This is a genomic window from Symploca atlantica LB2515, assembly GCF_052546295.1.
The window spans coordinates 1,991,150-2,016,847 of record NZ_JBQWMT010000001.1; the positions used below are offsets into that span (position 1 = coordinate 1,991,150).

General features: G+C 44.6%; 22 protein-coding genes. 15 read left to right on the top strand and 7 right to left on the bottom strand.

Annotated features, from left to right (window positions below; genetic code table 11):
• Window positions 1–198 precede the first annotated feature (198 nt).
• The 5 genes from ACT7WV_RS08410 (at window position 199) to ACT7WV_RS08430 (ending at window position 8,561) form a co-directional block, all read left to right on the top strand.
• The gene (locus ACT7WV_RS08410; RefSeq protein ID WP_445102473.1) at window positions 199–4,038 is read left to right on the top strand and encodes a two-partner secretion domain-containing protein; all 3,840 of its coding nucleotides are present in this window, start codon (window positions 199–201) and stop codon (window positions 4,036–4,038) included.
• A gap of 147 nt (window positions 4,039–4,185) precedes the next feature.
• Window positions 4,186–5,958, top strand: a complete 1,773-nt coding sequence (locus tag ACT7WV_RS08415) for a ShlB/FhaC/HecB family hemolysin secretion/activation protein (protein WP_445102474.1) — start codon at window positions 4,186–4,188, stop codon at window positions 5,956–5,958.
• A gap of 30 nt (window positions 5,959–5,988) precedes the next feature.
• Window positions 5,989–6,921 (top strand): alpha/beta hydrolase, encoded by a 933-nt coding sequence (locus tag ACT7WV_RS08420; RefSeq protein WP_445102475.1) that lies wholly within the window; start codon window positions 5,989–5,991, stop codon window positions 6,919–6,921.
• A 268-nt stretch (window positions 6,922–7,189) separates the two neighbouring features.
• Window positions 7,190–7,888 (top strand): hypothetical protein, encoded by a 699-nt coding sequence (locus ACT7WV_RS08425; protein ID WP_445102476.1) that lies wholly within the window; start codon window positions 7,190–7,192, stop codon window positions 7,886–7,888.
• Window positions 7,889–8,093: 205 nt separating this feature from the next.
• Window positions 8,094–8,561, top strand: coding sequence for a hypothetical protein (locus ACT7WV_RS08430; RefSeq protein WP_445102477.1), 468 nt, complete (start codon window positions 8,094–8,096; stop codon window positions 8,559–8,561).
• 48 nt (window positions 8,562–8,609) lie between these two features.
• Here ACT7WV_RS08430 and ACT7WV_RS08435 read toward each other — a convergent pair whose 3' ends face one another.
• Together ACT7WV_RS08435 and ACT7WV_RS08440 are read right to left on the bottom strand one after the other, a co-directional pair.
• The gene (locus ACT7WV_RS08435; protein WP_445102478.1) at window positions 8,610–8,855 is read right to left on the bottom strand and encodes a hypothetical protein; all 246 of its coding nucleotides are present in this window, start codon (window positions 8,853–8,855) and stop codon (window positions 8,610–8,612) included.
• 40 nt (window positions 8,856–8,895) lie between these two features.
• Window positions 8,896–9,105, bottom strand: coding sequence for a hypothetical protein (locus ACT7WV_RS08440; protein ID WP_445102479.1), 210 nt, complete (start codon window positions 9,103–9,105; stop codon window positions 8,896–8,898).
• Between the two features lie 420 nt (window positions 9,106–9,525).
• Here ACT7WV_RS08440 and ACT7WV_RS08445 point away from each other — a divergent pair, with 420 nt between their 5' ends.
• Together ACT7WV_RS08445 and bicA are read left to right on the top strand one after the other, a co-directional pair.
• Entirely contained in the window at window positions 9,526–10,446 is a 921-nt protein-coding gene (locus tag ACT7WV_RS08445; RefSeq protein WP_445102480.1) for a cobalamin-binding protein, read from the top strand.
• A gap of 763 nt (window positions 10,447–11,209) precedes the next feature.
• Complete coding sequence (bicA, locus tag ACT7WV_RS08450; RefSeq protein WP_445102481.1) at window positions 11,210–12,946, top strand: bicarbonate transporter BicA; 1,737 nt, start codon at window positions 11,210–11,212, stop codon at window positions 12,944–12,946.
• Here bicA and ACT7WV_RS08455 read toward each other — a convergent pair.
• On the bottom strand, window positions 12,913–13,629 hold the full coding sequence (locus tag ACT7WV_RS08455; protein ID WP_445102482.1) for a class I SAM-dependent methyltransferase: 717 nt from the start codon (window positions 13,627–13,629) through the stop codon (window positions 12,913–12,915). The genes bicA and ACT7WV_RS08455 overlap by 34 nt on opposite strands.
• Window positions 13,630–14,094: 465 nt before the next feature.
• Between ACT7WV_RS08455 and ACT7WV_RS08460 the strand changes: the two genes are divergently transcribed.
• The 4 genes from ACT7WV_RS08460 to ACT7WV_RS08475 all read left to right on the top strand — a co-directional run bounded on the left by ACT7WV_RS08460 (window position 14,095) and on the right by ACT7WV_RS08475 (window position 16,711).
• On the top strand, window positions 14,095–14,478 hold the full coding sequence (locus tag ACT7WV_RS08460; protein ID WP_445102483.1) for a hypothetical protein: 384 nt from the start codon (window positions 14,095–14,097) through the stop codon (window positions 14,476–14,478).
• Between the two features lie 18 nt (window positions 14,479–14,496).
• A complete protein-coding gene (gene rppA / locus ACT7WV_RS08465) occupies window positions 14,497–15,180 on the top strand; it encodes a two-component system response regulator RppA (RefSeq protein WP_445102484.1) in 684 nt (227 codons plus the stop codon).
• Between the two features lie 77 nt (window positions 15,181–15,257).
• The gene (locus ACT7WV_RS08470) at window positions 15,258–15,563 is read left to right on the top strand and encodes a MerR family transcriptional regulator (RefSeq protein WP_445102485.1); all 306 of its coding nucleotides are present in this window, start codon (window positions 15,258–15,260) and stop codon (window positions 15,561–15,563) included.
• A 155-nt stretch (window positions 15,564–15,718) separates the two neighbouring features.
• The gene (locus ACT7WV_RS08475; protein WP_445102486.1) at window positions 15,719–16,711 is read left to right on the top strand and encodes a Gfo/Idh/MocA family protein; all 993 of its coding nucleotides are present in this window, start codon (window positions 15,719–15,721) and stop codon (window positions 16,709–16,711) included.
• Window positions 16,712–16,738: 27 nt separating this feature from the next.
• Here the strand turns inward: ACT7WV_RS08475 and ppk2 are convergent, their stop codons facing one another.
• The 3 genes from ppk2 to ACT7WV_RS08490 all read right to left on the bottom strand — a co-directional run bounded on the left by ppk2 (window position 16,739) and on the right by ACT7WV_RS08490 (window position 19,114).
• A complete protein-coding gene (ppk2, locus tag ACT7WV_RS08480; RefSeq protein ID WP_445102487.1) occupies window positions 16,739–17,578 on the bottom strand; it encodes a polyphosphate kinase 2 in 840 nt (279 codons plus the stop codon).
• A 458-nt stretch (window positions 17,579–18,036) separates the two neighbouring features.
• A complete protein-coding gene (locus ACT7WV_RS08485; RefSeq protein ID WP_445102488.1) occupies window positions 18,037–18,300 on the bottom strand; it encodes a hypothetical protein in 264 nt (87 codons plus the stop codon).
• Window positions 18,301–18,523: 223 nt separating this feature from the next.
• On the bottom strand, window positions 18,524–19,114 hold the full coding sequence (locus ACT7WV_RS08490; RefSeq protein WP_445102489.1) for a DUF4168 domain-containing protein: 591 nt from the start codon (window positions 19,112–19,114) through the stop codon (window positions 18,524–18,526).
• A gap of 392 nt (window positions 19,115–19,506) precedes the next feature.
• Between ACT7WV_RS08490 and ACT7WV_RS08495 the strand changes: the two genes are divergently transcribed.
• Window positions 19,507–19,962, top strand: coding sequence for a cupin domain-containing protein (locus ACT7WV_RS08495; protein ID WP_445102490.1), 456 nt, complete (start codon window positions 19,507–19,509; stop codon window positions 19,960–19,962).
• Window positions 19,963–20,122: 160 nt separating this feature from the next.
• Here ACT7WV_RS08495 and ACT7WV_RS08500 read toward each other — a convergent pair whose 3' ends face one another.
• On the bottom strand, window positions 20,123–20,416 hold the full coding sequence (locus ACT7WV_RS08500; protein WP_445102491.1) for an RNA recognition motif domain-containing protein: 294 nt from the start codon (window positions 20,414–20,416) through the stop codon (window positions 20,123–20,125).
• Between the two features lie 475 nt (window positions 20,417–20,891).
• Between ACT7WV_RS08500 and ACT7WV_RS08505 the strand changes: the two genes are divergently transcribed.
• From ACT7WV_RS08505 to ACT7WV_RS08515, 3 genes are all read left to right on the top strand, one after another.
• On the top strand, window positions 20,892–23,834 hold the full coding sequence (locus ACT7WV_RS08505) for a CHAT domain-containing protein (protein WP_445102492.1): 2,943 nt from the start codon (window positions 20,892–20,894) through the stop codon (window positions 23,832–23,834).
• A gap of 14 nt (window positions 23,835–23,848) precedes the next feature.
• Window positions 23,849–24,187, top strand: coding sequence for a hypothetical protein (locus ACT7WV_RS08510; RefSeq protein ID WP_445102493.1), 339 nt, complete (start codon window positions 23,849–23,851; stop codon window positions 24,185–24,187).
• A gap of 75 nt (window positions 24,188–24,262) precedes the next feature.
• Window positions 24,263–25,663, top strand: a complete 1,401-nt coding sequence (locus ACT7WV_RS08515) for a hypothetical protein (RefSeq protein WP_445102494.1) — start codon at window positions 24,263–24,265, stop codon at window positions 25,661–25,663.
• The last annotated feature ends 35 nt before the right edge of the window (window positions 25,664–25,698 follow it).

Sequence of the window (25,698 nt, forward strand, 5' to 3'; positions counted from 1 at the left end):
GGCATCACAAATTTTACATATTAGCTGAGATAGGTGTAATTAGTACTCTCATTCAGGTCAATTATTGAATTTGCTATTATTTTCGGGAAGCCAATCTATGACTAAATCATCAATAGTTTAACGCCTAATTACTCATAACCCAGTTTTAAATTATCACCTCAAATCAGCAATAGTCCCAAGCAAGTATTGGAAATAGTTATGTCAGGCAATAATCTACTAAATGAACTCAACAGTACAGTTAAAACTAGTGCTGCTCTGCTAATAGCAATCCTTTCTGTCTTTAATACCAGCACCACTACCCCAGCTCAAGCACAATCAATTACTGCTGCTGACGATGGGACAAACACAATTATTACTCCTAATGGCGATCGCCTTGATATTAGTGGAGGTACTCCCTCAGGAGATCAGCTAAATCTCTTCCATAGCTTTCAGCAATTTGGACTCAATGCCAATGAGATTGCCAATTTCCTCTCTAACCCCCAGATTCGTAACATACTCGGCCGAGTAGTGGGTGGAGATGCCTCAGTGATTAATGGCCTGATGCAAGTTACAGGCGGCAATTCTAATCTGTTTTTAATGAATCCGGCAGGGATAATCTTTGGTGCCAATGCTAGTTTAAATGTACCAGCTAGTTTCACTGCCACTACCGCTAATGGTATTGGTTTTGAGCAAGGTTGGTTTAATGCCATTGGCCCCAATAACTATCAGCAACTAGTTGACAATCCCAGTCGCTTTGCCTTTACGATGAGTCAGCCGGGAAGCCTGATCAACGCTGGTAATTTAGCAGTCAGTGACCAACAAAATTTGACCCTGTTGGGTGGCACAGTAATTAATACTGGCACCCTTGCTAGTGCAGGTGGCAACATCACCCTGGCCGCAGTACCGGGGGAGAGTGTTGTACAACTTTCTCAACCAGGAATGGTACTCAGTTTAGAAATTCAACCAACCACAGCAATTAATGATAATAATTTACCCAGTAATCAGGGGATTTCAGCTTTAGACTTACCAGGATTATTGGCGGGGGGAGGTAATGTTGCCGATGCTACAGGAGTAGCATTTAACCCCGATGGCACCATCAGTCTAACGGGTTCGGGGATTTCCGTGCCCATACAGGGAGGAATGGCGATCGCATCTGGCAGCATTGATGCCTCTAACAGCGCAGCATCGCAGACTGGCGGCCGCATCCAGGTTTTGGGCGATCACGTTACTTTAATTAGTGCTGATATCAATGCCTCCGGCAGCCATGGCGGTGGCACCGTGTTGATTGGCGGAGATTACCAAGGCGAGGGAACTGTGCCCAATGCCAGCAGCACCTTTGTCAGCAATGATAGCGAAATTAATGCCGATGCGCTGAGCCAAGGAGATGGTGGTCAGGTAATTGTCTGGGCCGATAAGAGTACCCAATTCTACGGTCAAATCAGCGCTAGTGGAGGTACAGCAGCCGGCGACGGTGGTTTAGTGGAGGTATCGAGTCGGCAGAAGCTGATTTTTCAGGGTAAGGTAGACACCAGCGCCTCCAATGGTAGCTTAGGAACACTGCTGCTGGATCCGACTAACATCTCGATTGTGGCTGGTACTGGGGAAGGAGCGCCTTCTGATAACCCTGACGGCACGGATACAGTTGTAGGTAATCCTTCAGGAGTACCAGGTCAAGTACTCCCCGGCGATACTGAACCGACTATTATCTTCGAGTCGGAATTAGAAGGACTAGCGGGTAATAACAATATTACTCTGCAAGCCACCAACGATATTACCCTGGCAACTGATGTCTCGCTGGACTTCCCCGCAGGTTCAGGAACCATCGCCTTTACAGCCGACGCCGATAATGATGCCAATGGCACTTTCTTGATGCAGACAGGGAGTGCGCTCAATACTAACGGACGCCCTCTGACCATCACAGCCGCTGAGATTGCTCTCAACGGGTTAGCCGTGACCTCCGATGGTAGTAATATTACCTTCGATGGCCCAGTTAAACTAGGCAGTGACCTCAGCATCAGCACTGGTCCAGAGGCAGGAGATCTCACCTTCACCAGTACCATTGATGATGATGTTACTGGCTTCAGGAATTTAGCCCTAGCAGCAGGAACAGGAAATGTCACTGTCAATGGTGCTATTGGCGGTATCTCTCCCTTAGCCAGCCTGAGCATTAGCGGCAACAATGTGGTATTCGGAAATTACACGGGTGGCCCTTTAGAAGTAACGGCATTTGAAAGTATTAAAGCAGGAATTATTACCGTCCGAGAATATGAATCAACGGTTGAGATGCTTGGCTTTGAATCTGGTGATTTTACTGGTTGGGAAACCATTGGCGAAACCAGTATTGAGACAGCCGAGTTTGGCACTGGTCCCACCGAAGGAAATTACCAAGCTTTTCTGCAAACAGTAGACGGGAGCGAAGGCACAGTTTCCGCTGGTGAAATAGAAGCCTTTGTGAACGCTCCTCCCGGCAGACTAAATGAGCTAACTAATGGTGAGCCCATTGAAGGTTCTGCCATTAAACTTACCTTTGAAGCCCGCGCGGGAGATACAGTTAGTTTAGATGCGAATTTCTTTACCAATGAAACTGTCCGCTCACCCAATGAAATCAACGACTTTACTTGGCTGACTCTCTCTAATAGCTCCGAGGTAACTAGAACTGAAATCTCCTTAGATTCCTCGGCATCGGCAGGATTTGCCTATGAGAGCGGGTTTCAAAATTATGCCATTACTCTGCCAATTAGCGGCACCTACATTTTGGGCATGGGAGTTGTCGATGTTAACGACAACCAGTATAACTCCGGCTTCTTAGTGGATAATATTTCGATACCGAGAAGAGCTGCCACTAATGGTGCGCCAGTTAACTTGTCTGCTGGAGGAAATATCGAAGTTATTTCTATTGATACCCAAGGTGTGAACGGCGTAGGCGGGGCAGTTGATCTTAAAGCGAGAGGTTCATTGCAAGCTACTGGCAGCTTTACTGATCAAAACGGCGTAGCAGCTAGCATTTCTAGTGCTGGTACTGGGGGAGGAGGTAGCATTACCATTGAACACGGTGGTGGCCCCAACAACGTACCCTTAATTGTGGGCAATGCTACTCAAAATGGTACTGTAGGAGCTATTAATACTGGCAGTACAATCATCTCACCTCAACAATCCTTCCCAGAACTGGGCATGGTTAATCCTGTAGAGAATATCAGTATTACTTTTGTTAACGAGACACCAACTCTGAGCGCTAATTCAGTGTTAACTGGGACTGTGCAAAATCAGGAGTTGACATTCTCATTGGCAGATTTAAATCCAGCAGTCAATGATTCAGACGGCGATAATACCTCAGTAGTTGTTGAGGAAATAATCGAAGGGAGACTAACCAAAAATGGTGCTGAGGTAGCAGCCGGAACGATTCTGGAACCCGACGATATTTTGAGCTACACTCCACCACTCAACGCCAGTGGTCAGCTCAACGTCTTCACTCTTAGTGCTAGTGATCAGGTGTCTTCTTCAACTGCGGTGCCGATCGCAGTGGATGTTAGTTTACCACCAACCCCACCAACTCCACCAACTCCAGCGCCCCCAGTACTCATACAAGAACCAACTCCAGCGCCCCCAGTACTCATACAAGAACCAGCACCACCAACTCCAGCGCCCCCAGTACTCATACAAGAACCAACACCACCAACTCCACCAACTCCAGTACTCATACAAGAACCAACACCACCAACTCCAACGCCAGTAACGTCAGTAGTAGCACAACAGCCACCAGTACCAGCACCACCTTCTGCTGAACCTCCTGAACCAATCCCCGTAATTTGCTCTTTCGCTTTAAAACCCCTAGGGCTCAGAGAACAAATACTAGCTCAGGAAAACTCATTAGAGGCATCCTCGACTGAGCCCAGTAAAAGGCTAATTTCCCAACAAGGCGGCAACAATTGCAGACCATCTACCGAGCAAATTATTGACTTCCAATTACCGCAACAGCCAGTACTCTTATTTGACCAAGAAAACAACACTCCCCAAGCAATGCAGTTGAAAACTATTCCTCAAGTTCTCAACAGCAATTGAACCCTCTGATTGAGGATTTTGGATTAAAAGGGAATTTTCAGCGATTCCCTCCCCCCTATCTCCCCTATTCATCCCTAACTGTGCAACGCCCAAGAGTCTTTTATCAATCACCACTTCTAGTTAAAAAATAGTCATTAACCAGAGCATATGTTTCGGTACAGCATTGTTTCCATCCCAGGTTTTGCCCTGCTTACTAGCTTTTGCCCTAGCTATGCTCTGGCTACGGTGTCACCGACTTTATCAGAAGCGGCAACAATAGCCGAGATTACTACTCCAGTAGCTCAGCAACCCAACCCCAACCAAGAGCGCTTTCTGCCCAGAAATCCTGAAACTCTACCCTCCCAACCCAGGGAAACCCAACCTATTATCCCCAATCCAACTGAGGAATCTGAGCCAGCTTCCTCAGAGGAGGAGCAGCCAAAGGTCACAATTGCTGTTAACCAAATTGAGGTAACTGGTAGCACAGTCTTTGATGCCGAGGAATTAGCTCCCATCACCAGCCCCCTAGAAGGACGTTCTGTTAGCCTTGAAGAACTCAAAGGAGTCAGCCAAGCAATTACCCAGCTTTACTTAGATGCAGGCTACATTACTTCTCGCGCAGTGTTAGTAGACCAGCAAATCACCGACGGCATCGTCAGGATTCAGGTATTTGAGGGGAGCTTGCAAGAGATTCAGATTGAGGGAACCCAGCGACTCAATCCTAGCTACATCCGTCGGCGTATTCAGCTAGGAGTCGCTACACCACTGCGGGTAGACCAACTCGAAGACCAACTGCGCCTACTCCGAATAGACCCGCTCTTAGATAATATCGAAGCCAGTTTACGCTCTGGTGAAGAGATTGGTCAAAGTATTTTAGTGGTTAAAGTGCAGGAGGCTGAACCCTTCTACGGCAACGTTAGCGTTGATAATTATTCTCCTCCTAGTATCGGTTCCGAACGTTTAGGAGTGGCACTAGGCTACCGTAATCTAACAGGTATTGGCGATAATCTTGCTGGTTCCTATTACCGTTCGACTACTGGGGGGTCTAATGTTTTTGATGTTAGCTATCTAGCCCCGATTAATCCCAAGAATGGCACTCTACAACTTCGTGCAGTTATTGACCGTAACCAAGTTACTGCCGAACCATTTAAAGAATTCGATATTGAAGGAGAGAGCGAACTTTATGAAATTAGCTGGCGTCAGCCTTTAATCCGCACACCTCGTGAAGAATTGGCTCTTTCTCTAGGATTTAATTTTCGAGACGGTCAGACTTTTTTATTCAACGATATTGCTACGCCCTTCGGCATTGGCCCCGATGAAGACGGTATCAGCCGCACCAGTGTATTCCGCTTTGGGCAAGACTATATTAAACGGGATACTAGGGGAGCTTGGTCAGTGCGATCGCAATTTAACATCGGCACTGGACTATTTGATGCCACCGTTAATGATCATCCGATTCCCGACAGTCGCTTTTTTAGCTGGCTAGGTCAAATTCAGCGGGTGCAAAACCTCAGTAAAAATCAACTGTTGATTATGCAGGCCGACTTGCAATTGACCCCCGATAGTCTCTTACCGTCCGAACAGTTTGTCATCGGCGGAGGACTCTCGCTGAGAGGCTATCGACAGAACGCCCGTTCTGGCGACAATGGCTTCCGGTTTTCCCTAGAAGACCGCATCACCCTAAAACGAGACGAAGCCGGATTCTCAATCTTTCAGTTAGCCCCATTTGCCGATTTAGGAGCAATTTGGAACCACCCAGATAATCCCAACGACTTACCAGACCAGACCTTCCTGGCGGGTATTGGCTTAGGGCTACTCTGGGAGCCATCGCCCGGTCTGAATATCCGCATTGACTATGCTGTACCGCTTGTTGACCTAGATGACCGGGGTGAAAATGCTCAGGATGAAGGCTTTTACTTCAGCGTCGGCTATGGATTTTAGCGGATAATTATCAACTTTCATTAAGGTTTTATGCCCCTAGACCCACAAATAAAGATACTGCTCAATCGGCTAAAGCAACTAGAACTACCAGCCTTGCCAACTCTTGAACCCCAAGAGGCACGGGAAATGATTACCAAAATGACCTGCATGCCCTTTAGGAGAAAAGAAACTGTCGCTCGTGTGGAAGATTCCACCATCCCTGGTTCTATTGAGCAAATTCCTATTCGTATTTATACCCCCGGTGGTAGTAGTCCCTTCCCAGTTCTCGTTTACTTCCACGGCGGGGGATGGCTATGGGGTGACTTAAACTCAGCAGATGCTATCTGCCGCTCCCTTGCCAATCAAGCCAGTTGCCTGGTGGTTTCTGTAGACTATCATTTGGCACCAGAGTACAAGTTTCCCGTAGCGGCGGAAGATGCCTATGCTGCTACTCAATGGGTAGTTAATCATGCAAATATGATTAATGGCAATCCCCAGCGAGTGGCCGTGGGGGGAGATAGTGCTGGGGGGAATCTGGCAGCGGTGGTTGCCCTGATGGCTCGCGAGCGTGGAAATCCTCCACTGGTGCATCAACTACTAATTTACCCAGTAACTGCTTATGCTTTTAATACCCCGTCTTATCAAGAATGTGCCGAAGGCTATGGTTTAACTAAAGATGAAATGCTCTGGTACTGGAACCACTACTTACCTAATGAAGCGGATGGTAGCAATCCTTATGCTTCGCCCTTACTAAGCAAGAACCTGAGTAACTTACCTGCGGCGCAGATTATTACTGCTGAGTTTGATGTGCTACGCGATGAAGGGGAAGCTTACGCCGAGCGATTACTGGCAGCTGGTGTGAAGGTGAGGAAGAAACGCTACGCGGGAATGATTCATGGCTTTGTGGGAATGCCCCAGTCGCCTAATCTGGGCAGCCAAGCCTTAGCAGAAATTGCAGCTAATCTGCGTCTGGCTTTTGAGTGAACGATTGCTTACGGGCTACTGAAAAACCTTGACCAACGTCAATGGTGTTAGCTTAGTGATAACGATAACCTGATAAGCTAACTGATCACTCTTACGTAAGATGTGCAACTTTTGCAGTTTAATTGAATATAGATAATAGTCGCTTCACTTAGACTGTGGTGCTGGTGTCATTACCTTAAATAATTAATCAGATAGTTCTTGGAGATGTACCCCAAAGGGTGGCTACCTGTTCAATTTCTTTTACCCGCTACCGATAACCTGATAACCCATGCCCTCTCAGACTTTCATCGTCCGTGCTCACGCTCGTACTATCCACACCAAACCTGTAACCTTCATCTGTGCTAAATGTAATCAGATGACGACTCGCGAGTGTTATCCAGGTAGAGCACCAAAATACTGTTTATCCTGTTCGCCTAGGAAGAAGAAATCCTCGGAAACGAGTAAGCCTGAAAAAGGAATGTTCAAGGCTACACATTACTTGGTTGAAGGCGGTAGTGGCGAGAAGACTCCAATCTGTTTGGAAAAATCTCCAGAACCAGGTTGGCATTGGGTACGTACAGCCTTAGACTGGTTTAGTGGTGAGTCAATTATCCAGTATCATCAGCAAAAAGGATTGCAAAGTCGAGGTATTGAGTTGTCTGGTTACTCCCTGGAAACTTTCTCCGATGCTGGTGTAGAAACTTCAGAAGTTACGCCGGTAAACAAGAAAAAAAGTCAGAAAGTTCCCCAAAAATCAGTTGCTGCCGTAGAAGCTTCAGAAGTTGCCATCCCCGTCTTAGAAGTTACTTCAACACGGTCTTATACAGTCAAAGAAGTTTGTCATCGGTTCAAATGTGGTGATAGGATTCTTAAAAGAATGCGGTCTTCTCCAGACTTTGGCCAATGGAGCCAAGCTAGAGATCCGGAAGGACTAGTCTGGGAGTATCGCCAAGGAAAATTTTTCCCCTCAGTTGCAGTGAAAGCTTGATAGCGAGTTCCCATCAAATATAAATGTAGATTTACCAGGTTAGATGAATATATACCTGGTAAGCTTTCTACTTTTTAGTTAGCTTTTATTCTGGTATTTGTCTCGCAGATAATTGTTAATTAGTTCTGATTAAATAACTTTTTGTCTACAATAATTAGAGCCTAGTAAATAAAGCATCTATCTTAAGTTAAAGCGTAATTGATTAATGAACAAACCCTTAGAAGAGCATCTTTCTAAAGAAATTGCCAAACAAATCCATAGCAAGGCAACTAATAGCTTTGATAATGCTTATAAAGCCAGCTTGTCACTCAATGGTGCTACCTATGTCCAAGGTTTTTTAGTCTGGAAAGGACACCCCTACAAACCTCTTGAACATAGCTGGCTGGAACTCGAAGAATCTTTAGTAGATCCCACCCTGCCACACCTCAACAAAAATGCTCAAGAACTCTGCTATTTTCCAGCACAACGCCTGAGTCTTAAGCAACTCAAAGCTGCGATTGAAGAAGCCGTAGAAGATTATCCTGATGACCCACCTCTTCCCGTTTATGGTGCAGCCCCCTATGAGTATTACGGCGATTCAATGTTAGGAGGTCATGAGTACCAAGTTGCTTATGAACAAGCACTAACTAAATGCCGAGAGTTAAATCAGCCTTCCCTAAAAAATGACGGATAAGCGTACAGTTGTGTGGTGTTCTGCCGCTACTTAATACCTATTTACCACTTAAAGGGTGGCTAACAATTCCTGGTCACCTAGCGGTATTTGTTGTGGCCCTAAACAGCAGGGGTATGTAACACAAGCGAAATTCCCAGAGACAATATTCCCACAATCATCGATGCGGATACTGTATTGATTACTCAAGCTTGTGTCATAGGAAACCGGAAAAGGAAGTTGTAATCCCCCAACGGTTGCAGTCATTTTTTTGTCGTCGTCTATTTTAGTTAGTACATCTAAATCGCGCAGTTTCATAGGTCTCTTTCCTGGTTTCTCAGAGTTCCTCTAGCCAAATTCAGAAAGCAAGCGTCAAGAAAAACTCACCACCACCCTCTTCACCAGTTGCCATCGTGGTAGGATCTTCGCCACCCTCTTCACCAGTTGCCATCGTCGTGATGGAGATAGCGCCACCGATAACTTTTTGGGCTTCTTCACTAGTGATTTCTGGCATCTCTAAATTGAGAGTTTCTAGTTCAGAAAGTTCTAGTTCAAATGGATGGTGCATCACAGCCTCCTTCCTCGTTAGGGTTCTGCAATTAACCTAGCCTACTTCAGTCTCCGAGAGTTGCCAAATTGGCAGTTTTCTGGTGCTTCAATCAACCTAAAATAGGAGGACTGTGTTTTCCAATATTTCAGTGCATGAATAATTGCAAAACGCAAAATTTTTCCCAAAATAAAGACCCCGTTCGATAGCGACGGGGACTGGATTACAAGTAAAGTTGTCTCACCGGGAGTTAAATCTCATCTCTAACCATCACACTCCACTTGGTTGTGGATTGACCCAGTATAACTTTAATCTTAAACTTTAGTAATCTAAATGACAATACCCTCCATTAGAAATTAGCCAAAAAACGCTCAGCCTGCTCAACAATCAACTAATCTGAATCTTGTATGCTATGCAGTTGATTGAGAGCAAAGCTTGATCATGACTTCCTCCAACCTCCGAATTGTCTCTCTACTTCCCAGTGCCACGGAGATTGTGGCAGCATTGGGCTTAACTGATGCGATTGTAGGGCGATCGCATGAATGTGACTATCCCCTAGAAATCAAAGACAAGCCCGTTTGCACCGAGGCACAAATCAACAGTGACAAACCCAGCGCCCAAATTGATGCTGATGTCCTGGATTTGGTGCAAAAAGCTTTAAGCATTTACCAAGTTAAAACCGATGTCCTAGAACAACTGCAACCGACTCACATTGTCACTCAAGACCAATGTGATGTCTGCGCCGTTAACTTCGATATTGTCGAGAAAGCAGTTGCCGAACTCACTCAGAGTAACCCGAAAGTGATTTCCTTACAGCCCAACTTGCTGAGTGAGGTTTGGGCGGACATAGAACGAGTTGCTGCCATGCTAGGAGTTGCCTCAGAAGCATTACTCAGGCAGTTACAGTCTCGTGTCGAAGCCTGTAGGCAAAAGACGCAAGAACTGGTCAACCCTCCCACGGTCACTTGCCTAGAATGGACTGACCCTCTGATGGCAACTGGCAACTGGATTCCTGAATTAGTGGAACTTGCTGGTGGCAAACCTCTGTTTGGGGTTTTGGGTAAGCATTCACCATACCTAGCATGGGATAATTTAGTCAAAGCTGACCCAGAAGTAATTATCGTCATGCCTTGCGGCTTTGACTTAGAACGCACCCGCCAAGAAACTCAACAGTTGGCACAGCGTCCGGAATGGTCAACTTTGCAAGCGGTTAGTAATGGTAAGATTTATCTCACTGATGGTAATGCATACTTCAACCGTCCAGGGCCACGCTTGGTAGATTCCTTAGAAATTTTGGCAGAAATTCTACACCCTGAACTGTTCAATTTTGGCTATCAAGGAACTGGCTGGGAGCGTTTCTGAGGAAATAATACTTAAGTATTATTTCCTCGAATGTCGGTAAGATGTCCCTTAATTAAAGGTTTAAGTTAACTTCTTAACGGTTCTTATTCCTCATCATAAGTCTGATTGAGAGCAATGCTCTCCAGGCGCGGCTTCTTTCCTGAATCTGACCTGATTCTCAAGTGATTTAATCTGAGCAGGTAAGGCTTGTTGCTGCTTTCAGTGTTAATTAGTTAACTGGTTTAATGACATCAAGCAACTTTTTTAATTGTATTTTCTAGCCGTCATTTTTTTGCTTTAGCAAGAGTAGCGAGCCGAAAATTCATCTCATAGAACTTGACATTTTGCCAGTATGGATTGAGTATACCGAAAAGCTCGACCACTCTATGGTCTCTATTAGCAGGAAAAATAGCAAGAGTAATAACGCTCACTTAATTTTAAGTAAATAAATATTATCGAGCGTTATGAAACCTTGCATCAACTGATATTGTCATTTTAATCAGTGCCTGGAGGGTAAAAGCGAAGTTAATGAGATCTGGGGGGTAAGCGATCACCCCAAACTCTTTGGCTCATTACCCGCTATGGCAATCGTTTAAGAATTGACTGTAGCCGACGAAAGCAAGATTAATTCTTCGATGTGTCGTTTCGGTCTCTGATGTTTTTTGATGAAAAACTGAATAGAAAACTTAACTAAGTCTAAGAAATTAAACAGTCTCTAGATCAGCACTTATTAACTGATTCATTGTCCTCTAAACTTATTAACTGATTCATTGTCCTCTAAATAATGCAAATTACCAATCGTATAAACTTTAGCAATCTGCGCGGCGATCTATTTGGGGGTCTGACTGCCGCCATCATCTCATTACCACTGGCGCTGGCTTTCGGTGTCGCCTCTGGTGCAGGCCCTGTAGCTGGTCTTTATGGTGCTGTTTGCGTCGGCTTTTTTGCAGCATTGTTTGGTGGCACACCCACCCTAATTTCTGAGCCAACTGGGCCGATGACCGTGGTGATGACGGCTGTTGTGGCTCACCTGGTAGCTGCCAACCCGGAAAACGGCTTAGCCATGGCGTTTACCGTGGTCATGTTAGCCGGATTATTTCAAATCCTTTTTGGCGTATTTCGGCTGGGTAAATACGTTACCCTGATGCCCTACAGTGTGATTTCAGGCTTTATGTCGGGAATTGGCATCATACTGATTATTCTGCAAATTGCTCCTTTTGTCGGACAAGCCAGTCCCAAGGGTGGTGTAATCGGTATCATCCAAAAATTGCCCGAATTATTGGCAAATATCAATCCCGCCGAAGCGGCTTTGGGAGGGATGACATTGGCAATTATCTTCTTCATGCCATCCCGAATCAAGCGCATAGTGCCACCGCAACTAGTAGCTTTAGTCGTCGGCACTGTGGTGTCCCTGATCTTTTTCTCAGATGTTGAGATCCGCCGCATTGGCGAGATTGCAGTGGGACTACCTACTTTGCAACTGCCTGTCTTCAGCCTAGGACAACTTACTTTCATGCTCGTTGATGCTGCCATGCTGGGCATGCTGGGATGTATCGACACGTTGCTTACCGCAGTGATTTCCGATAGCTTAACTCGCACCCAACACGATTCTAATAAGGAACTTATTGGTCAAGGCATTGGCAACATAGCTTCGGGTCTATGTGGTGGCTTACCTGGTGCAGGCGCAACAATGGGTACTGTGGTTAATATCCAGACTGGTGCTCGTACTGCTTTATCTGGTATCACTCGTGCTTTAATTCTGCTGGTTGTAGTCTTGTGGGCTGCTGGTCTAACCGAAAGCATTCCCATGGCCGTACTAGCGGGTATCGCCCTCAAGGTTGGTATTGATATTCTTGACTGGAGCTTCTTGAAACGCGCTCATAAGGTATCAACCAAGGGAGCGCTGATCATGTATGGGGTAATGTTCTTGACGGTATTTGTTGACCTGATTGTCGCCGTTGGAGTGGGGGTATTCATTGCTAATATTTTGACAATTCAACGTCTCTCAGACATGCGTTCTGAGGAAGTTAAGACAGTTACCGACGCCGACGACGAAATCCTGATGAGCGAAGCAGAAAAAGAGCTTCTGGATCAAGCCAATGGTCGGGTGCTACTGTTCTACCTCAGTGGACCAATGATTTTCGGTGTGGCTAAGGCAATCTCTCGTGAACATTCAGCGATGCAAGACCACGATGTCTTGATTCTGGATCTCAGCGATGTACCAATTTTGGGTGTAACCTCTTCTTTGGCGATCGAGAATGCAATCCGAGAAGCCTGTGATCAAGGTCGTCAGGTGTTGATTGTGGGTGCTATTGGCAAGGTCAAGCATCGTCTGGAACGCTTAGGGATTTTCCAACTTATACCCCCACACCATCTCTTTGTCGATCGCCTAGAGGCACTCAGACAAGCAGTTACTCTAGTCAAGGAGTATGGGGTCAAGAGTAAGCCTGAAGTGTACTCCTCCTCGTTCCCGGCAGCTGAAGTAGCTCAAGCAAACCCGCCAAAAACCGCTAAACCATAGTACTTCCAAGGTACTGCCACAGTTGCAAACCCTGCTGTTTTCAGCATTTGCAGATGAGTGTCCAGGGTGGCAAGTTGGTCGGGTTGAGAATGACCGTAAGGTGTACTTTTACCAGTCTTAGCCCGAACCTTTGCTAAGTTAGTTCCCTGTTGAGCCGCCCACTGCTCTCGGATACTCTGATAAACATCTGAGAGTGCTGGTGATTCCGGCAAAACCGGATCGGCATTCCAAAAGACGCCACCTAGATTAAGGCTTTCACGGATCCTGGCAAACAGTTGTCCCTTGCTTTGATCAGTGAGATGATGAATTGCCAGGGATGAAACACAGGCATCAAAGCCATCCTCTAGTACTAACTGATGATTAGCCCAGTCACCAAAGTCTCCTTCTATGCCTGTCCACCGCTGTGCATATTCGGTAGCCTTGAGCTTTGACTGGGCAAATTCAATCATACGGGGGGAGTAATCAAGCGCCACCACCTGGGCATTAGGGCAACGCTTGAGTAATTTAAGACTAAGTTCGCCAGTACCGCAACCCAAGTCTAGGATACGCTGGGCATGAGGAGAGACGCCAAGTGCGATCGCTTCCAGCATTTCGTCGTAGCGCGGCAACAGTTGTCGAATATTGGCGTCAAAATCGGCAGTTGTCGCAAAAACTTCGCCAGGATATATCGTTTTTTCTTTCATATAGTAACTTCTACTCACCTTTGGCACCTGAAAATTAGTCTGCTAATGAAACAACTCAAAGCAGGACTATCATCTAAGCAGGAAACAGAAAACTTTCTCGATTAACTTTTATGCTCTTGATTATTGCCGTGCTGACGATTGGGTATTTAGCAGAGAGCATATATTTATATAGCAATAATGTAACACCAGTTCGAGCAAATGCAGTTGTTGTCTTGGAGGCTGTCATTTTTGGGGAGATATCGCAAGCAGAAATAATTAATACTAAAATTAGCCCCAGATGGACAAGAGATGTACAAGAAATGAAATAGGCAGTTTTCTAATTTAGCTAGGATTGCTATAGTAAATTTTCCTGGGTCATTTAGGGTATTACACAAACCTTAATTTATCTCTTGCTATGCTTTTAGACAGAGTTAAAAAAAAGGGAAAAATCTTATCATATGCTTTTGAAACAAAAAGTAAAAGATTATGTCTGGTGTATCAGAGAACACAGCGAGACTTGCACAAAAACATGGAAAAACTGTGGAAGAACACGGCAATTTAGTAGAGGAGTCAGGAAAGACTTTAAAAGATAAAGGAGGGTCAACAGCCGAAAGGGGACAGTTCATCGAAGAGTCTGGTAAAACCATCAACAAGTATGCCAAAGCCCTACAGGAAGATGCCGAGGCTGCGCAGAAAGAGGAGGGTGAAGCATCACGTGCTGCCTACGAATCAGAAGTGAACAATCAGACAAAAGCTACTCAGGCACATGTAGAGGCGACAAACCAAGAAATCAAAGCTGTACAGGAGTATCTTCGGGAATCGCAGGAAATTTTGGACAAATCTCATAACTTACAGGGATCAGAAGACTAATGCCACTATCGGCTTTTTATGCGAATTCTTCTAGTTGATGACGAAGTTGAACTAACCGATCCTTTAAGTCGCCTACTCAACCGTGAAGGCTACAGTGTTGATGTTGCTTACGATGGTGCTTCGGGTAGTCAGTTGGCTTCCCAAAGTGTTTATGATTTACTCATCTTAGATTGGATGCTGCCGCAACTCTCAGGGTTAGAAGTTTGCCAACAGTTGCGATCGCAAGGGAAAAACACACCAGTTCTCTTCCTCACAGCTAAAGATACCCTGGATGATCGAGTAATGGGATTAGATGCTGGGGCTGACGATTATCTAGTTAAACCCTTTGAACTGCGGGAGTTACTAGCGAGAGTCCGCGCCTTACTGCGGCGTTCGGCGACGACAGACACCCCTAACAGCCAGCGGTTGCAAGTGGGAACACTCGAACTAGATCTAGAAAATCAATTAGCAGATCGTGAGGGACGCCTGATTGAACTCTCAGAAAAGGAAAGCCAACTGCTAGAATACTTAATGCGTCATCCAGGTCAATTATTGACCCACGAACAAATTTATCAGCATCTGTGGGCAGAAGATAAACTACCTAGTAGCAATGTTTTAGCCGCTTTGATGCGTTTGTTGCGCCGCAAAATTGAAGCCAAGGGCGAGACGCCACTGATTTATACGGTATATGGAAAAGGATACCGCTTTGGAGAGAACAAATAATCAGCTAAAAATTCTACTTGCACCTCACGTAACGTCAGGTTATATCGTGGAGATATCACTGAGAAAACTCCTTAAAAATGAGTGAAAGACTCTGGTCAACAGCTTGGAAAGTTGGTGATTTAGCTAAGCAAACTGGTCTATCTGTACGGACTCTTCATTATTATGAAGAGATTAGTCTTTTGAAACCTTCCCAACGTACAGAAGCTGGTCACCGTCTCTATACCAAAAAGGATATTATCTACCTACAACAGATAGTTTCTCTCCGCCAGATTAGCTTTTCTTTAGAAGAAATCAAAGATTGTTTAAACAATGCCAATTTTTCTCCTAAAGCAGTTATCCAATCCCACATTGCTAAACTGCACAAGCCAATTCAACTTCAGTAGCAGCTAGCTAAACTCTTAGAGACAATTGCTACTCGTTTGCAAGCTGCCCAAGAAGTTTCTATTAGTGACTTTATCCACACAAAGATTTACCCAATAATAAACCCTAATCTGTTAATTTTATAATGTAAAAAACTACCAATTATGCAATCCTACTGGTGACACCAATTAATACTCCTTCTACTACTCTCCCCATCAAAGCTGGTATTGTCGGTACTGGATATGCAGCAAAACAAAGAGCCGAGACTTTGCAAACAGATTCTCGCTCAACTTTAGTTGCCGTCAGTGGTCATACACCGGAAAAAACCCAAGATTTTGCCACAACTTACAAAGCATCCTGCGTAAATTCCTGGCAACAGTTAGTAGAGCATCCTGATCTAGATCTGGTCTTTATTTGTACCATTAATCGGGATCACGGCGCAATTACCAGTGCTGCTCTCGAAGCTGGGAAGCACGTGGTTGTAGAATATCCGATCTCTTTGGATCCCAAACAAGCAGAGTCTTTGGTAACCCTTGCCCAAGCCAAAGGCAAACTGCTTCATGTAGAACATATTGAGCTATTAGGCGGCTTGCATCAAGCCCTTAGGCAATCCTTAGTAGAAATTGGCAACCCCTTTTATGCTCGTTACGTTACTCTTATACCTCAACGACCCGCACCACAGCGCTGGACTTACAATCGAGAACTATTTGGCTTTCCCTTCAAAGCTGCTCTCCCTCACGTCCACCGCTTCACTAACTTGTTTGGAGAGGTAGTTTCTGTGAGTTGTCAATCCCAATTTTGGGGTGAATCAGATGACTATAAAGCCTGTTTGTGTAATGGTCAAATGCGCTTTGCTAATGGCTTAATTGCGGAAGTTACATACGGTAGAGGAGAAGTTTTCTGGCAGCGCTCACGTAAATTTGAAGTCCATGGAGAGCAAGGAACACTAGTTTTTGAAGGTGAGCAAGGGACTCTGATTAGGGAAGAAGAAAAGACACCAATTGAAGTGAGTAGCAGGCGTGGTTTGTTTGTCAAAGACACCTGCATGGTACTAGATTACTTAGAGCAAGGGAAACCCCTTTATGTGTCTCCGTCGGCTAGTTGTTATGCCCTCAAGGTTGGTGATGCCTTGCGCCAGTCGGCAGAAACAGGCAAGACAATCAACCTATAACTTAGTTGTCCACCAGAAGTCTCTTAACTAGAAGACTTCTGGTACAAAAGTTTGCGTTGACACAGGCGGACGCTCATACTCCATTGCCTCTTGTAGTGGTGGTAACTCTATGGGTTCAGGTGTTAAATCCTCATAGGGTATCATGCTTAAGAAATGACTAATACAATTTAAGCGTGCACGTCTCTTCTCATCGGCGTCCACCACATACCAAGGCGATTCTTGAATATCCGTAGCGAGAAATAAATCATCCTTCGCTTTAGAATATTCCACCCACTTAGCACGGGCTTCTAAATCCATAGAACTGAACTTCCATCGTTTGACAGGATTACGAATCCGTTCTCGAAAGCGCTTTTCTTGTTCTTCATCACTTACAGAAAACCAATATTTGATCAAGATAATTCCTGACCTTTGGAGCATACATTCAAATTCAGGACATGAGCGCAAAAACTCTACGTATTCTTCGTGAGTGCAAAAACCCATTACTCTCTCAACACCCGCTCGATTGTACCAACTTCGGTCAAAAAGAACTACTTCACCTGCTGCTGGTAGATGGGCAACATAGCGCTGAAAATACCATTGCGTTTTTTCGCGATCGCTCGGTTTACCTAGGGCTGAAACTCGGCAGATGCGAGGATTCAGGCATTCTGTAATTCTTTTGATCACCCCTCCTTTGCCTGCTGCATCACGTCCCTCAAAGATCACAACAACTTTCAAGCCTTTATATTTGATCCATTCTTGCAATTTCACTAACTCTACCTGGAGTCGGCTTAATTCTTTTTGATAAACTTTTTTTTTAACTTTCTTGAGTTTTGTTTCGTTTTTTTCCTGCCCTTGCTCTGTTCCTCCCTTAGCTTTTCCTTTCTTCATTACTAGCTGCTCTTTGTGGTCATTCACTTGTCTATTATCTTAATTATTTGAGATTACTTCCTGAGTTTAACTCAAACAGAAATTTCTCAACCATAGCGGGGAACAGAGTATTGTAGCCAGTTTACAGATATGAGTGCTTACTTATTACTTATTACTTATTACTCATTACCCTTCGCTCCGCTCAAGGGCATGCTTATTACCCTTCGGCTCCGCTCAGGGCATGCTTATTACTTAACCGACGAGCTACCAAGTAACAAAATCCCCCACCCAGTCAAAGATAGGGGCGGGGAATTTTGTCACCAATCAAGGTAGTATCAGAATTGATATCACATGCTGTTGGGGATGCTGGTGTCAGAAGATGGTGCTTCTAGCTTGAGCATTTTCTGATCAGAAACTACCAATTACACCAAATCAGCTCTAAGAATCTGGTAAATAATTCTCTCCCTTTACTTACTAGATTAAGGTGACTCAGTAGGTGATGGTGATTCATCTGGTAATGGTGATTCATCTGGTAATGGCGACTCAGTAGACAACGGTGATTCATCCGGCGATGTTGATGGGTATGTCGTCTCAGGTAATCCCCCAGGAGTTTCCGAAACCCCGCCTGGTTCAACACTTGGTGATGTTTCTCCTGCTGGAGGAACCTCATTCTCAGACTCGCAGGCTCCTAGAAAAGACGCAACCACTAAAAAAAGCGATAAGGCAATAAATTTCAATTTCACTGTAAAATCACTCCCAAATCTTGTTATTAAAAAGTTGTTGGCTAAAACCAAGGTTGCCACCAATAACCAACCAAAAGTGTCTGTTATTTAGGAAGAACAGAGGACGAACTAGAGTAGGATTGTTGTCTGCCCGTCCAAGTCTTCCTCTAAGTTTTCTATCCTCTCTTACCTATTTGGTATGGTTAGAGAGGAACTGTTGCGATAGATAATAAGCCAGTTCAGACTAACTTTGGAGTAGCTGTTGGATTTGCTCTCTGAGAGTTGGATTCTGCTGGATTGCCATGGAAATTTCCTGGAAGCGCTCGACTTTTAAACCTTGAGCTTCAACAGCTTCTTGCATTTTGGATTGAGCTGCCTCTTGTATTTCGGCTACTCGGTTATTGACCCGCTTAAAACTCTCTTTCTGCTCTTGTGTCACCTCAGACGCCGCTTGAGCCTCTGGATTTTCCTGGCCTTGAAGAATGGTGCGATACTGATCAAAGTTCAAGCCTTCATTCTCAAGAGCCTGGGTCATTTCTGTTTGTGCTTGTTCTTCAATCGTCTGTATTGCCTTCACAGCCTGAGCAAACTTCTCTAAATCTTCTTGGCTAACTTCTTGGCTAGTTACCTCTGGCGCTGCTGCTGGCTGTTCTTCTGCTGATGGTTCCTGTACTGGTTGTTCCTGTACTGGTTGTTCCTGTACTGGTGGCTCTTGAGCTAACTGTCCCTGAGTTTGTTGAGATGTAGCTGGAGCTTGAAACTGTGCACGAATTGGCAGGCTGCCAGCAAGCAAAAGGGCGAAGACTGAAGTTCCTGCTAGAAGTGACCTGAGCATTTGGCTTTTCTCCTTGAGAGCGTGTCTGCTTGGCTATAAGGTTAAACCTCTGCCGTTGGTTGGGAACTTTCAATCATGTTCCGCAACTCAATTATTTGAATCCTTTTCTAAACTTTAGTTGCAAAAAGTAAAAAATCCGGTAAGTTAAGCGAAAACTCTTACCTAAAAAAGCGATCGCTTATTGAAAACACCGACCACACGTCGATTCAGACTAAGGGATCTATTAGCCAAAAGAACGGAAAACCATCACCTGCGATCGCGTTTTACAGGTAGTAATCCCTTTTTCTAAGGGTTTGCTCAAACAGATTACTGACTTCTTGGGCTAATATTATGTCCCTTACCTTCTTGCCTGATAGTCTCTATTTATATTTGATCAACCAAGAAAATGCCCGATGATTATTAATCCTCAAGATGTACCTCAGAGAAAAGGTTCGGCTTATCCTGAACCCTTTAGAGCTTTAGTAGCTGGAAGGTCTAAAAAGCGTTTGGGAGATATTGCTGGCTTAAAAAATTTTGGCGTAAATTTAGTCGAGTTGCAACCGGGAAGCTGGTCTGCTATGAGGCATTGGCACGCTCGGCAAGATGAGTTTGTTTATATTCTACAAGGTGAAGTGACGTTGATTAGTAATCAGGGAGAGCAAACCTTAAAGCCAGGAATGGCAGCCGGTTTCCCTGGAGGAGAACCCGATGGGCATCATTTAGTTAATCAATCCGATGCAGTTGCCATCTATTTAGAAATTGGTGACAGAACACCGAGGGATGAAGTAACCTATCCCGATACTGACTTGATGGCTAAAGATAGTACCGCAGGTTGGATTTTTACCCACAAAGACGGTAGCTCATATTAATTTTAATTAAGCTCAAACTGGTAGCTGCCCAAGAGCTAATGAGGTTCTCTAAATCACAATAATTAGCCCCTCCTGATAGCATTGTTCGCCGAAACGATTTACTTGCTATTGAAGAAGGGGCTTTCTGTTAACTTGCCTTAGCTATATTAAATTAGCTAAATTAGAAGGCTCTGCGGCCATAGCCACCAGAGCGACCACCGCCTCCGTTTTGTTCACGTGGTCTGGCTTTGTTAACCTTAAGGTCGCGTCCCATCCATTCAGCCCCATCAAGGGTTTCAATGGCGGTAGCTTCGTTATCTTCTGACTCCATTTCCACAAAGGCAAAGCCCCGTGGACGTCCGGTTTCACGATCTGTGGGTACACTCACGCGACTGACGTTGCCGTATTCAGCAAAAACGCTAGTCAGGTCTTCTTGAGTAACGTCGTAGGACAAATTACCAACATAAATAGACATTAGGCATCTCCTTGGTCTTGAACATGTAGCGACTTAAATCGGAGATGCGCCTGTGAAAGAAATTGAAACAAGCTTACTCTACCGAAAATCAACCATCTTCAGTTTAACACTTTTAGTGATTCACTGTCATTTAATGTAAAGGAGTGCAAACAAATAAAAGACTCTGTTGTCCTGCTGAGTCGTGAAGCGCAGGAAATGTAGCGAGGTGTTAGTATTTGGTGAGATTCTGATGCTCCCTAGGTTAAGTTAGAGGTTAACAGAACCACCTGTATCAGGGAGTATTAAGTATTAAGCTTTATGATCTTAAGTGGGTTGGCATTAATAATTTGTTATTGAGTGAAGCAACTTTTTCCAGCCCCAAAACAAAAGAAAGAAAGCACCAGAACAAGAATTAGGTGATGCGTCGCTAAATACGTCTATCCAGCCGTGAAACTTCCCCAAGAGTAATGTCTGATGTTTGAGGTTGCTAAATACTATGTCAGAAGAGGATTTACCAGCCTATCGGCAATTCTTGATCGAGGTACTCCAAGCCACGGCAGACAGCGAAGGAGATGCAAGGGTAATTTACCCGTTGCTGGCAGACAATACAGCATACCTCCACCGGACTTTAGCAGAACTATTGCGGTATTGGGCGACAACGACCTTGCCAGAAAGGCAGCCAGATGAGGCGCGATTCATTGCCGGAGTTATTGGCAATTTTAGTGATCTAATTCAGAACTTCCCCTTGGGAGACAAAGCCAGCAATATGGAAATTGCCATTGCTGGGTACGAAGGAGTGTTAACCCTGTTCACCCGCAAGGCTTTCCCCCAAAATTGGGCAGATGCGCAAAATAATCTGGGCAATGCCTACTGTGAGAGAATAGTAGGGGACAAAGCAGAGAATCTGGAAAAGGCGATCGCTGCTTACACCCTTGCCTTGCAAGTATATACTCGCGAGGCTTTCCCCCAAGAATGGGCAGATACGCAAAATAATCTGGGCAATGCCTACTTATACAGAATAGTAGGGGACAAAGCCGACAATTTAGAAAAGGCGATCGCTGCTTACTCCCTTGCCTTGCAAGTAAGAACCCGCGAGGCTTTCCCCCAAGATTGGGCAACCACGCAAAATAATCTGGGGATTGCCTACTTAGACAGAATAGTAGGGGATAAAGCAGAGAATCGGGAACAGGCGATCGCTGCTTACACCCTTGCCTTGCAAGTAACAACCCGCGAGGCTTTCCCCCAAGATTGGGCAGATACGCAAAATAATCTGGGGATTGCCTACTTATACAGAATAGTAGGGGGCAAAGCAGAGAATCGGGAACAGGCGATCGCTGCTTTGTCCGCTGCCTTGCAAGTATATACTCGCGAGGCTTTCCCCCAAAATTGGGCAACGACGCAAAATAATCTGGGCAATGCCTACCGTAACAGAATAGTAGGGGACAAAGCAGAGAATCGGGAAATGGCGATCGCTGCTTTGTCCGCTGCCTTGCAAGTAACAACCCGCGAGGCTTTCCCCCAACAATGGGCAACGACGCAAAATAATCTGGGCAATGCCTACTTAGACAGAATAGTAGGGGACAAAGCAGAGAATCTGGAAATGGCGATCGCTGCTTACACCCTTGCCTTGCAAGTAAGAACCCGCGAGGCTTTCCCCCAAAACCACGCCGAGACATTATTTAATTTAGGTATTACTTACCAAGACAGCCAACAGTTTGCTGAGGCTGAAACAACGTTTAAGGATGCTATTGAAACCGTAGAGTTTTTGCGGGGAGAAATTGTTTCTGGTGATCAAAGCAAACGCAAACAAGCTGAAGAATGGAACAAGCTTTATCGCTGCATGGTAGAGGTTTGCCTGGAATTGCACAAAATCACTGAAGCTATTGAATATATTGAGCGTAGCAAAACCCGTAATTTGGTGGAACTGTTGTTCAGCCCTGAAGCTTATCCTAAAGTTGCTATATCGGAAGCATTGAACGATCAACTCAAACAGCTACAGCAACAAATTGAAGAAGAAAAGCGCCGTGTGGAACAAACCGAAACATCTAGTTTGCTTAATCGGGATTCTTCGCTTCCCTATCGTTCCACTCAGAACGACAATCAGGTTTCTCAGGCATCCTTGGATAGCAACTACACCCAGCTTAATCAGTTGCGCCAACAACGAGAACAACTAATTACCAAAATTATCGGCTTTCACCCCATCCGCTACAGCGAGATTCACAACCAACTCGATGACCAAACTGCCATCATCCAATTCTACATTTTTAATGATTGTCTTCGCGCCTTCATCATCACCCGCCACAAGGAACAACCGGAGATTTGGCAGTCAGAACCACAAGACTTAGAAAACTTGGCAAATTGGAAAGATGACTATCTCCAGCTTTACTCTAACGACAAACAGCGCTGGCGATTTTGCCTGCATGACAAACTTCACCACCTTGCTGAGATTTTACACATCCCAGACATCCTGAAACTTGTCCCAACCCAATGCCAAAAGGTTATTTTAGTCCCCCATCGTTACCTACACCTGCTACCCCTCCATGCTTTACCCCTATCTTCAGAGGAGTATTTAATCGACAAATTCCCCAAGGGTGTCAGTTATGCCCCCAGTTGTCAACTTTGGCGCTTAACTCAAGAGAAAGCCCAAACCTTATCTAACTCTCAATTCCATAACCTCTTCGCCATTCAAAACCCCACCGATAACTTAGAATTCACCGATATCGAAGTGGAAACTATTGCCACAGCCTTTCAACCTCACCACATCCTGAAAAAAAGCCAAGCCACCGCCGCTGCTTTGCAAGAATCAACCAATGCCAAAAACTTAGGCAATGCCCATTGGCTGCATTTTTCCTGTCACGGTTACTTCAACTTTAACTTACCTGAAAAATCGGCTTTACAATTAGCCGCTTCTGAGATTTCTCCTCTCCCGAAAGAGGCAGAAACCTCCCGCTATTTACGACTTTCTGACGACGCAGCCATTGATTTAAATAAATGCCTCACCCTAGAAGACATATTCCAATTAAGTTTACCTAACTGCCGCCTTGTCACGCTTTCTGCCTGCGAAACGGGCTTAGTTGACTTTAACAATAGCAGCGATGAATATATTGGTTTACCCAGCGGGTTTATCCACGCTGGTGCTGCCAGTATCATCAGTAGTTTATGGTCAGTCGATGACTTTTCTACTGCCTTATTAATGATTAAATTCTATGAAAACCTGCATAATTCAACTAGTAATGTAGCACTTGCCCTAAACCAAGCACAGCAGTGGTTTCGTCAAAGAACTCAACGTGAGTTACTGCAATGGCTAGATGATAAAACAGAGATGGACACCCAGCAAAAACAGAAAGTAAAGGAGAGATTAGAAAACAACTATCACCCAGAACAGCAACCCTTTAAAAAGCCAGAATTTTGGGCTGCTTTTTGTGCAGTTGGAGAATAATTAGGAGAATACCCATGGACACCGACACCATCATCGAAGCCTTTATCCAAGTCGTCAAAGAACAAGATTATGTCTTTTCTGACGATGCCCTAAGGGATATCCCCAACTTACAACAAAACCTCTCTGCCATAGACAATCTCACCCCAGAAACCCTTGCAGAAGTCCTGCGTCAATGGTATATCAACCACGAAGATGTAAGAAATGCCATCCTCGTGCAAGAACGAGAAATTAAGAAAGTTGAAAAAAGCAAACCACAAAGCCAAGAAAATACTCTAGAAAACCGCTACCGAATTCTTGAAGAAGAACTGCCAAAACTCCAAGAAAGAAAAAAAGAAAAGGATAAATCGCAATAGTGTAGAGATGGTAAATATAATGTAGAGACGCGAAATTTTGCGTCTCTATTCAGAGAATTGACTATTCAACCCACTATGAAAATCTATGCGCCTAACCTGCATCTGTTCGTATTTGAACTTTACAAAGCTGCCAATTTAGAGATAACTCTACAAGAAGATAAGATTCAAATATGGCAAGCTGGCGATCAAATAGTCCGCAGCATCTTACATCAAGATTTACATCTGTCTCAGCACATAGACATTCACAAAAAACCGGATAGTCACCGCGTTGACTTGCTTAAAGAATCAGAAGTTAAAGACGGTGATTACTCCTTAGAATTTGCTGGTAAAATTTCCCCAGATAAACAGCAACAAATCCTCATCAAAGGATTTGCCTATCCCTTGCGATTTGCTGACAGCTACGGGTTGTGGCTAAATTTACGTCGTCCTGAAAATGAAGAAGATGGACAGTCAACTGAAGATGTAGAAATTAGTTTCTTAAGCCAATTAAACCCTAATAATTGTTTCACCTTAGAAAAAAGTCCTCGCTTTCTCGGACAAACCTTATTAATCACCGCTTGGCTAATCGGCGCGAAAGACGAAAAACATCTATACCAAATCGCCGAAGAGTGTCTGCAAGCCGTTTTTCCCAATGAATCTCAACGTCCCCCCTTCAATCGTCAAGGCGAGTTATTCGGCAGTCCAATTTTTGAATATGGCTTATTTAGCCAGTTAGCCAACTATCAACACGTCCTCATCTGGTTATTCCGTGACTCCCAAGCCGATGAAAAGTTGAATCAATGCTATCAAGAATTATTAGACTTATTCTTTTTTCGTTCCAAGGTGATTAGAGCCTATCAAGACAGTAGGCAAACTTATCACCAAGTCGCTTCTACCTATCAAGCAATAGAAACATTAATTGATAGCTTACCAAAAAAAAGAGAAAAAGATCAAGTAACAACTGAAGAATTAGAAGACCTAAAAAACAAGTTAAAAGAATTACCGCAATTAGCCCTAACCTATACTCGCTTACTGCGAAATCTCGAAGACTATCACAATACTATTGCGATAAATGAGTACAATTATTCCGAACGATTGCAGCAAATTAGTGGTGTAGTAGGAGATAATCAATTACTATTTCTCACAACATTTAGTCAAGAAAAATCTCCATTTTTCCAAAAACAAATCCAAGCCGATTTAGGATATTTCCGTCACGGTGCCACCTTATTAGAGCAAGCGATCGCTTCAATTCGCGGTATTGTAGAAATCGAACAAGCAGAACGCGACCGCTCGTTAGAAAAAACCATCCAAATCATCGGTGTAGGCTTAGGTGCAGGTGCCATTGTCTCTGGCGTTGTCACACAACATATTGATAAACCCTTTGCGCCTATCTCCATGAATAACCCACCCCATCCCTTAGTATTGTCCTTATTTTGGAGTGTGCTAGCTACCTTGTTTTTCGGCACTTTGGCTTGGCTGTGGACGAAACGAAACTAAGTTGATCGCCGATTTGCTTGCAGCAGCATTTCGCG

Bases quoted from the DNA above. Each gene is read 5' to 3' on its own strand.
- ACT7WV_RS08410 (WP_445102473.1), top strand. From the start codon at position 199: ATGTCAGGCAATAATCTACTAAATGAACTCAACAGTACAGTTAAAACT.
- ACT7WV_RS08445 (WP_445102480.1), top strand. From the start codon at position 9,526: ATGACTTCCTCCAACCTCCGAATTGTCTCTCTACTTCCCAGTGCCACG.
- ACT7WV_RS08495 (WP_445102490.1), top strand. From the start codon at position 19,507: ATGATTATTAATCCTCAAGATGTACCTCAGAGAAAAGGTTCGGCTTAT.
- ACT7WV_RS08510 (WP_445102493.1), top strand. From the start codon at position 23,849: ATGGACACCGACACCATCATCGAAGCCTTTATCCAAGTCGTCAAAGAA.
- ppk2 (WP_445102487.1), bottom strand. From the start codon at position 17,578: ATGAAGAAAGGAAAAGCTAAGGGAGGAACAGAGCAAGGGCAGGAAAAA.
- ACT7WV_RS08460 (WP_445102483.1), top strand. From the start codon at position 14,095: ATGTCTGGTGTATCAGAGAACACAGCGAGACTTGCACAAAAACATGGA.
- ACT7WV_RS08515 (WP_445102494.1), top strand. From the start codon at position 24,263: ATGAAAATCTATGCGCCTAACCTGCATCTGTTCGTATTTGAACTTTAC.
- ACT7WV_RS08490 (WP_445102489.1), bottom strand. From the start codon at position 19,114: ATGCTCAGGTCACTTCTAGCAGGAACTTCAGTCTTCGCCCTTTTGCTT.
- rppA (WP_445102484.1), top strand. From the start codon at position 14,497: ATGCGAATTCTTCTAGTTGATGACGAAGTTGAACTAACCGATCCTTTA.
- ACT7WV_RS08415 (WP_445102474.1), top strand. From the start codon at position 4,186: ATGTTTCGGTACAGCATTGTTTCCATCCCAGGTTTTGCCCTGCTTACT.
- ACT7WV_RS08440 (WP_445102479.1), bottom strand. From the start codon at position 9,105: ATGCACCATCCATTTGAACTAGAACTTTCTGAACTAGAAACTCTCAAT.
- ACT7WV_RS08425 (WP_445102476.1), top strand. From the start codon at position 7,190: ATGCCCTCTCAGACTTTCATCGTCCGTGCTCACGCTCGTACTATCCAC.
- ACT7WV_RS08500 (WP_445102491.1), bottom strand. From the start codon at position 20,416: ATGTCTATTTATGTTGGTAATTTGTCCTACGACGTTACTCAAGAAGAC.
- ACT7WV_RS08505 (WP_445102492.1), top strand. From the start codon at position 20,892: ATGTCAGAAGAGGATTTACCAGCCTATCGGCAATTCTTGATCGAGGTA.
- ACT7WV_RS08470 (WP_445102485.1), top strand. From the start codon at position 15,258: ATGAGTGAAAGACTCTGGTCAACAGCTTGGAAAGTTGGTGATTTAGCT.
- bicA (WP_445102481.1), top strand. From the start codon at position 11,210: ATGCAAATTACCAATCGTATAAACTTTAGCAATCTGCGCGGCGATCTA.
- ACT7WV_RS08435 (WP_445102478.1), bottom strand. From the start codon at position 8,855: ATGAAACTGCGCGATTTAGATGTACTAACTAAAATAGACGACGACAAA.
- ACT7WV_RS08455 (WP_445102482.1), bottom strand. From the start codon at position 13,629: ATGAAAGAAAAAACGATATATCCTGGCGAAGTTTTTGCGACAACTGCC.
- ACT7WV_RS08420 (WP_445102475.1), top strand. From the start codon at position 5,989: ATGCCCCTAGACCCACAAATAAAGATACTGCTCAATCGGCTAAAGCAA.
- ACT7WV_RS08430 (WP_445102477.1), top strand. From the start codon at position 8,094: ATGAACAAACCCTTAGAAGAGCATCTTTCTAAAGAAATTGCCAAACAA.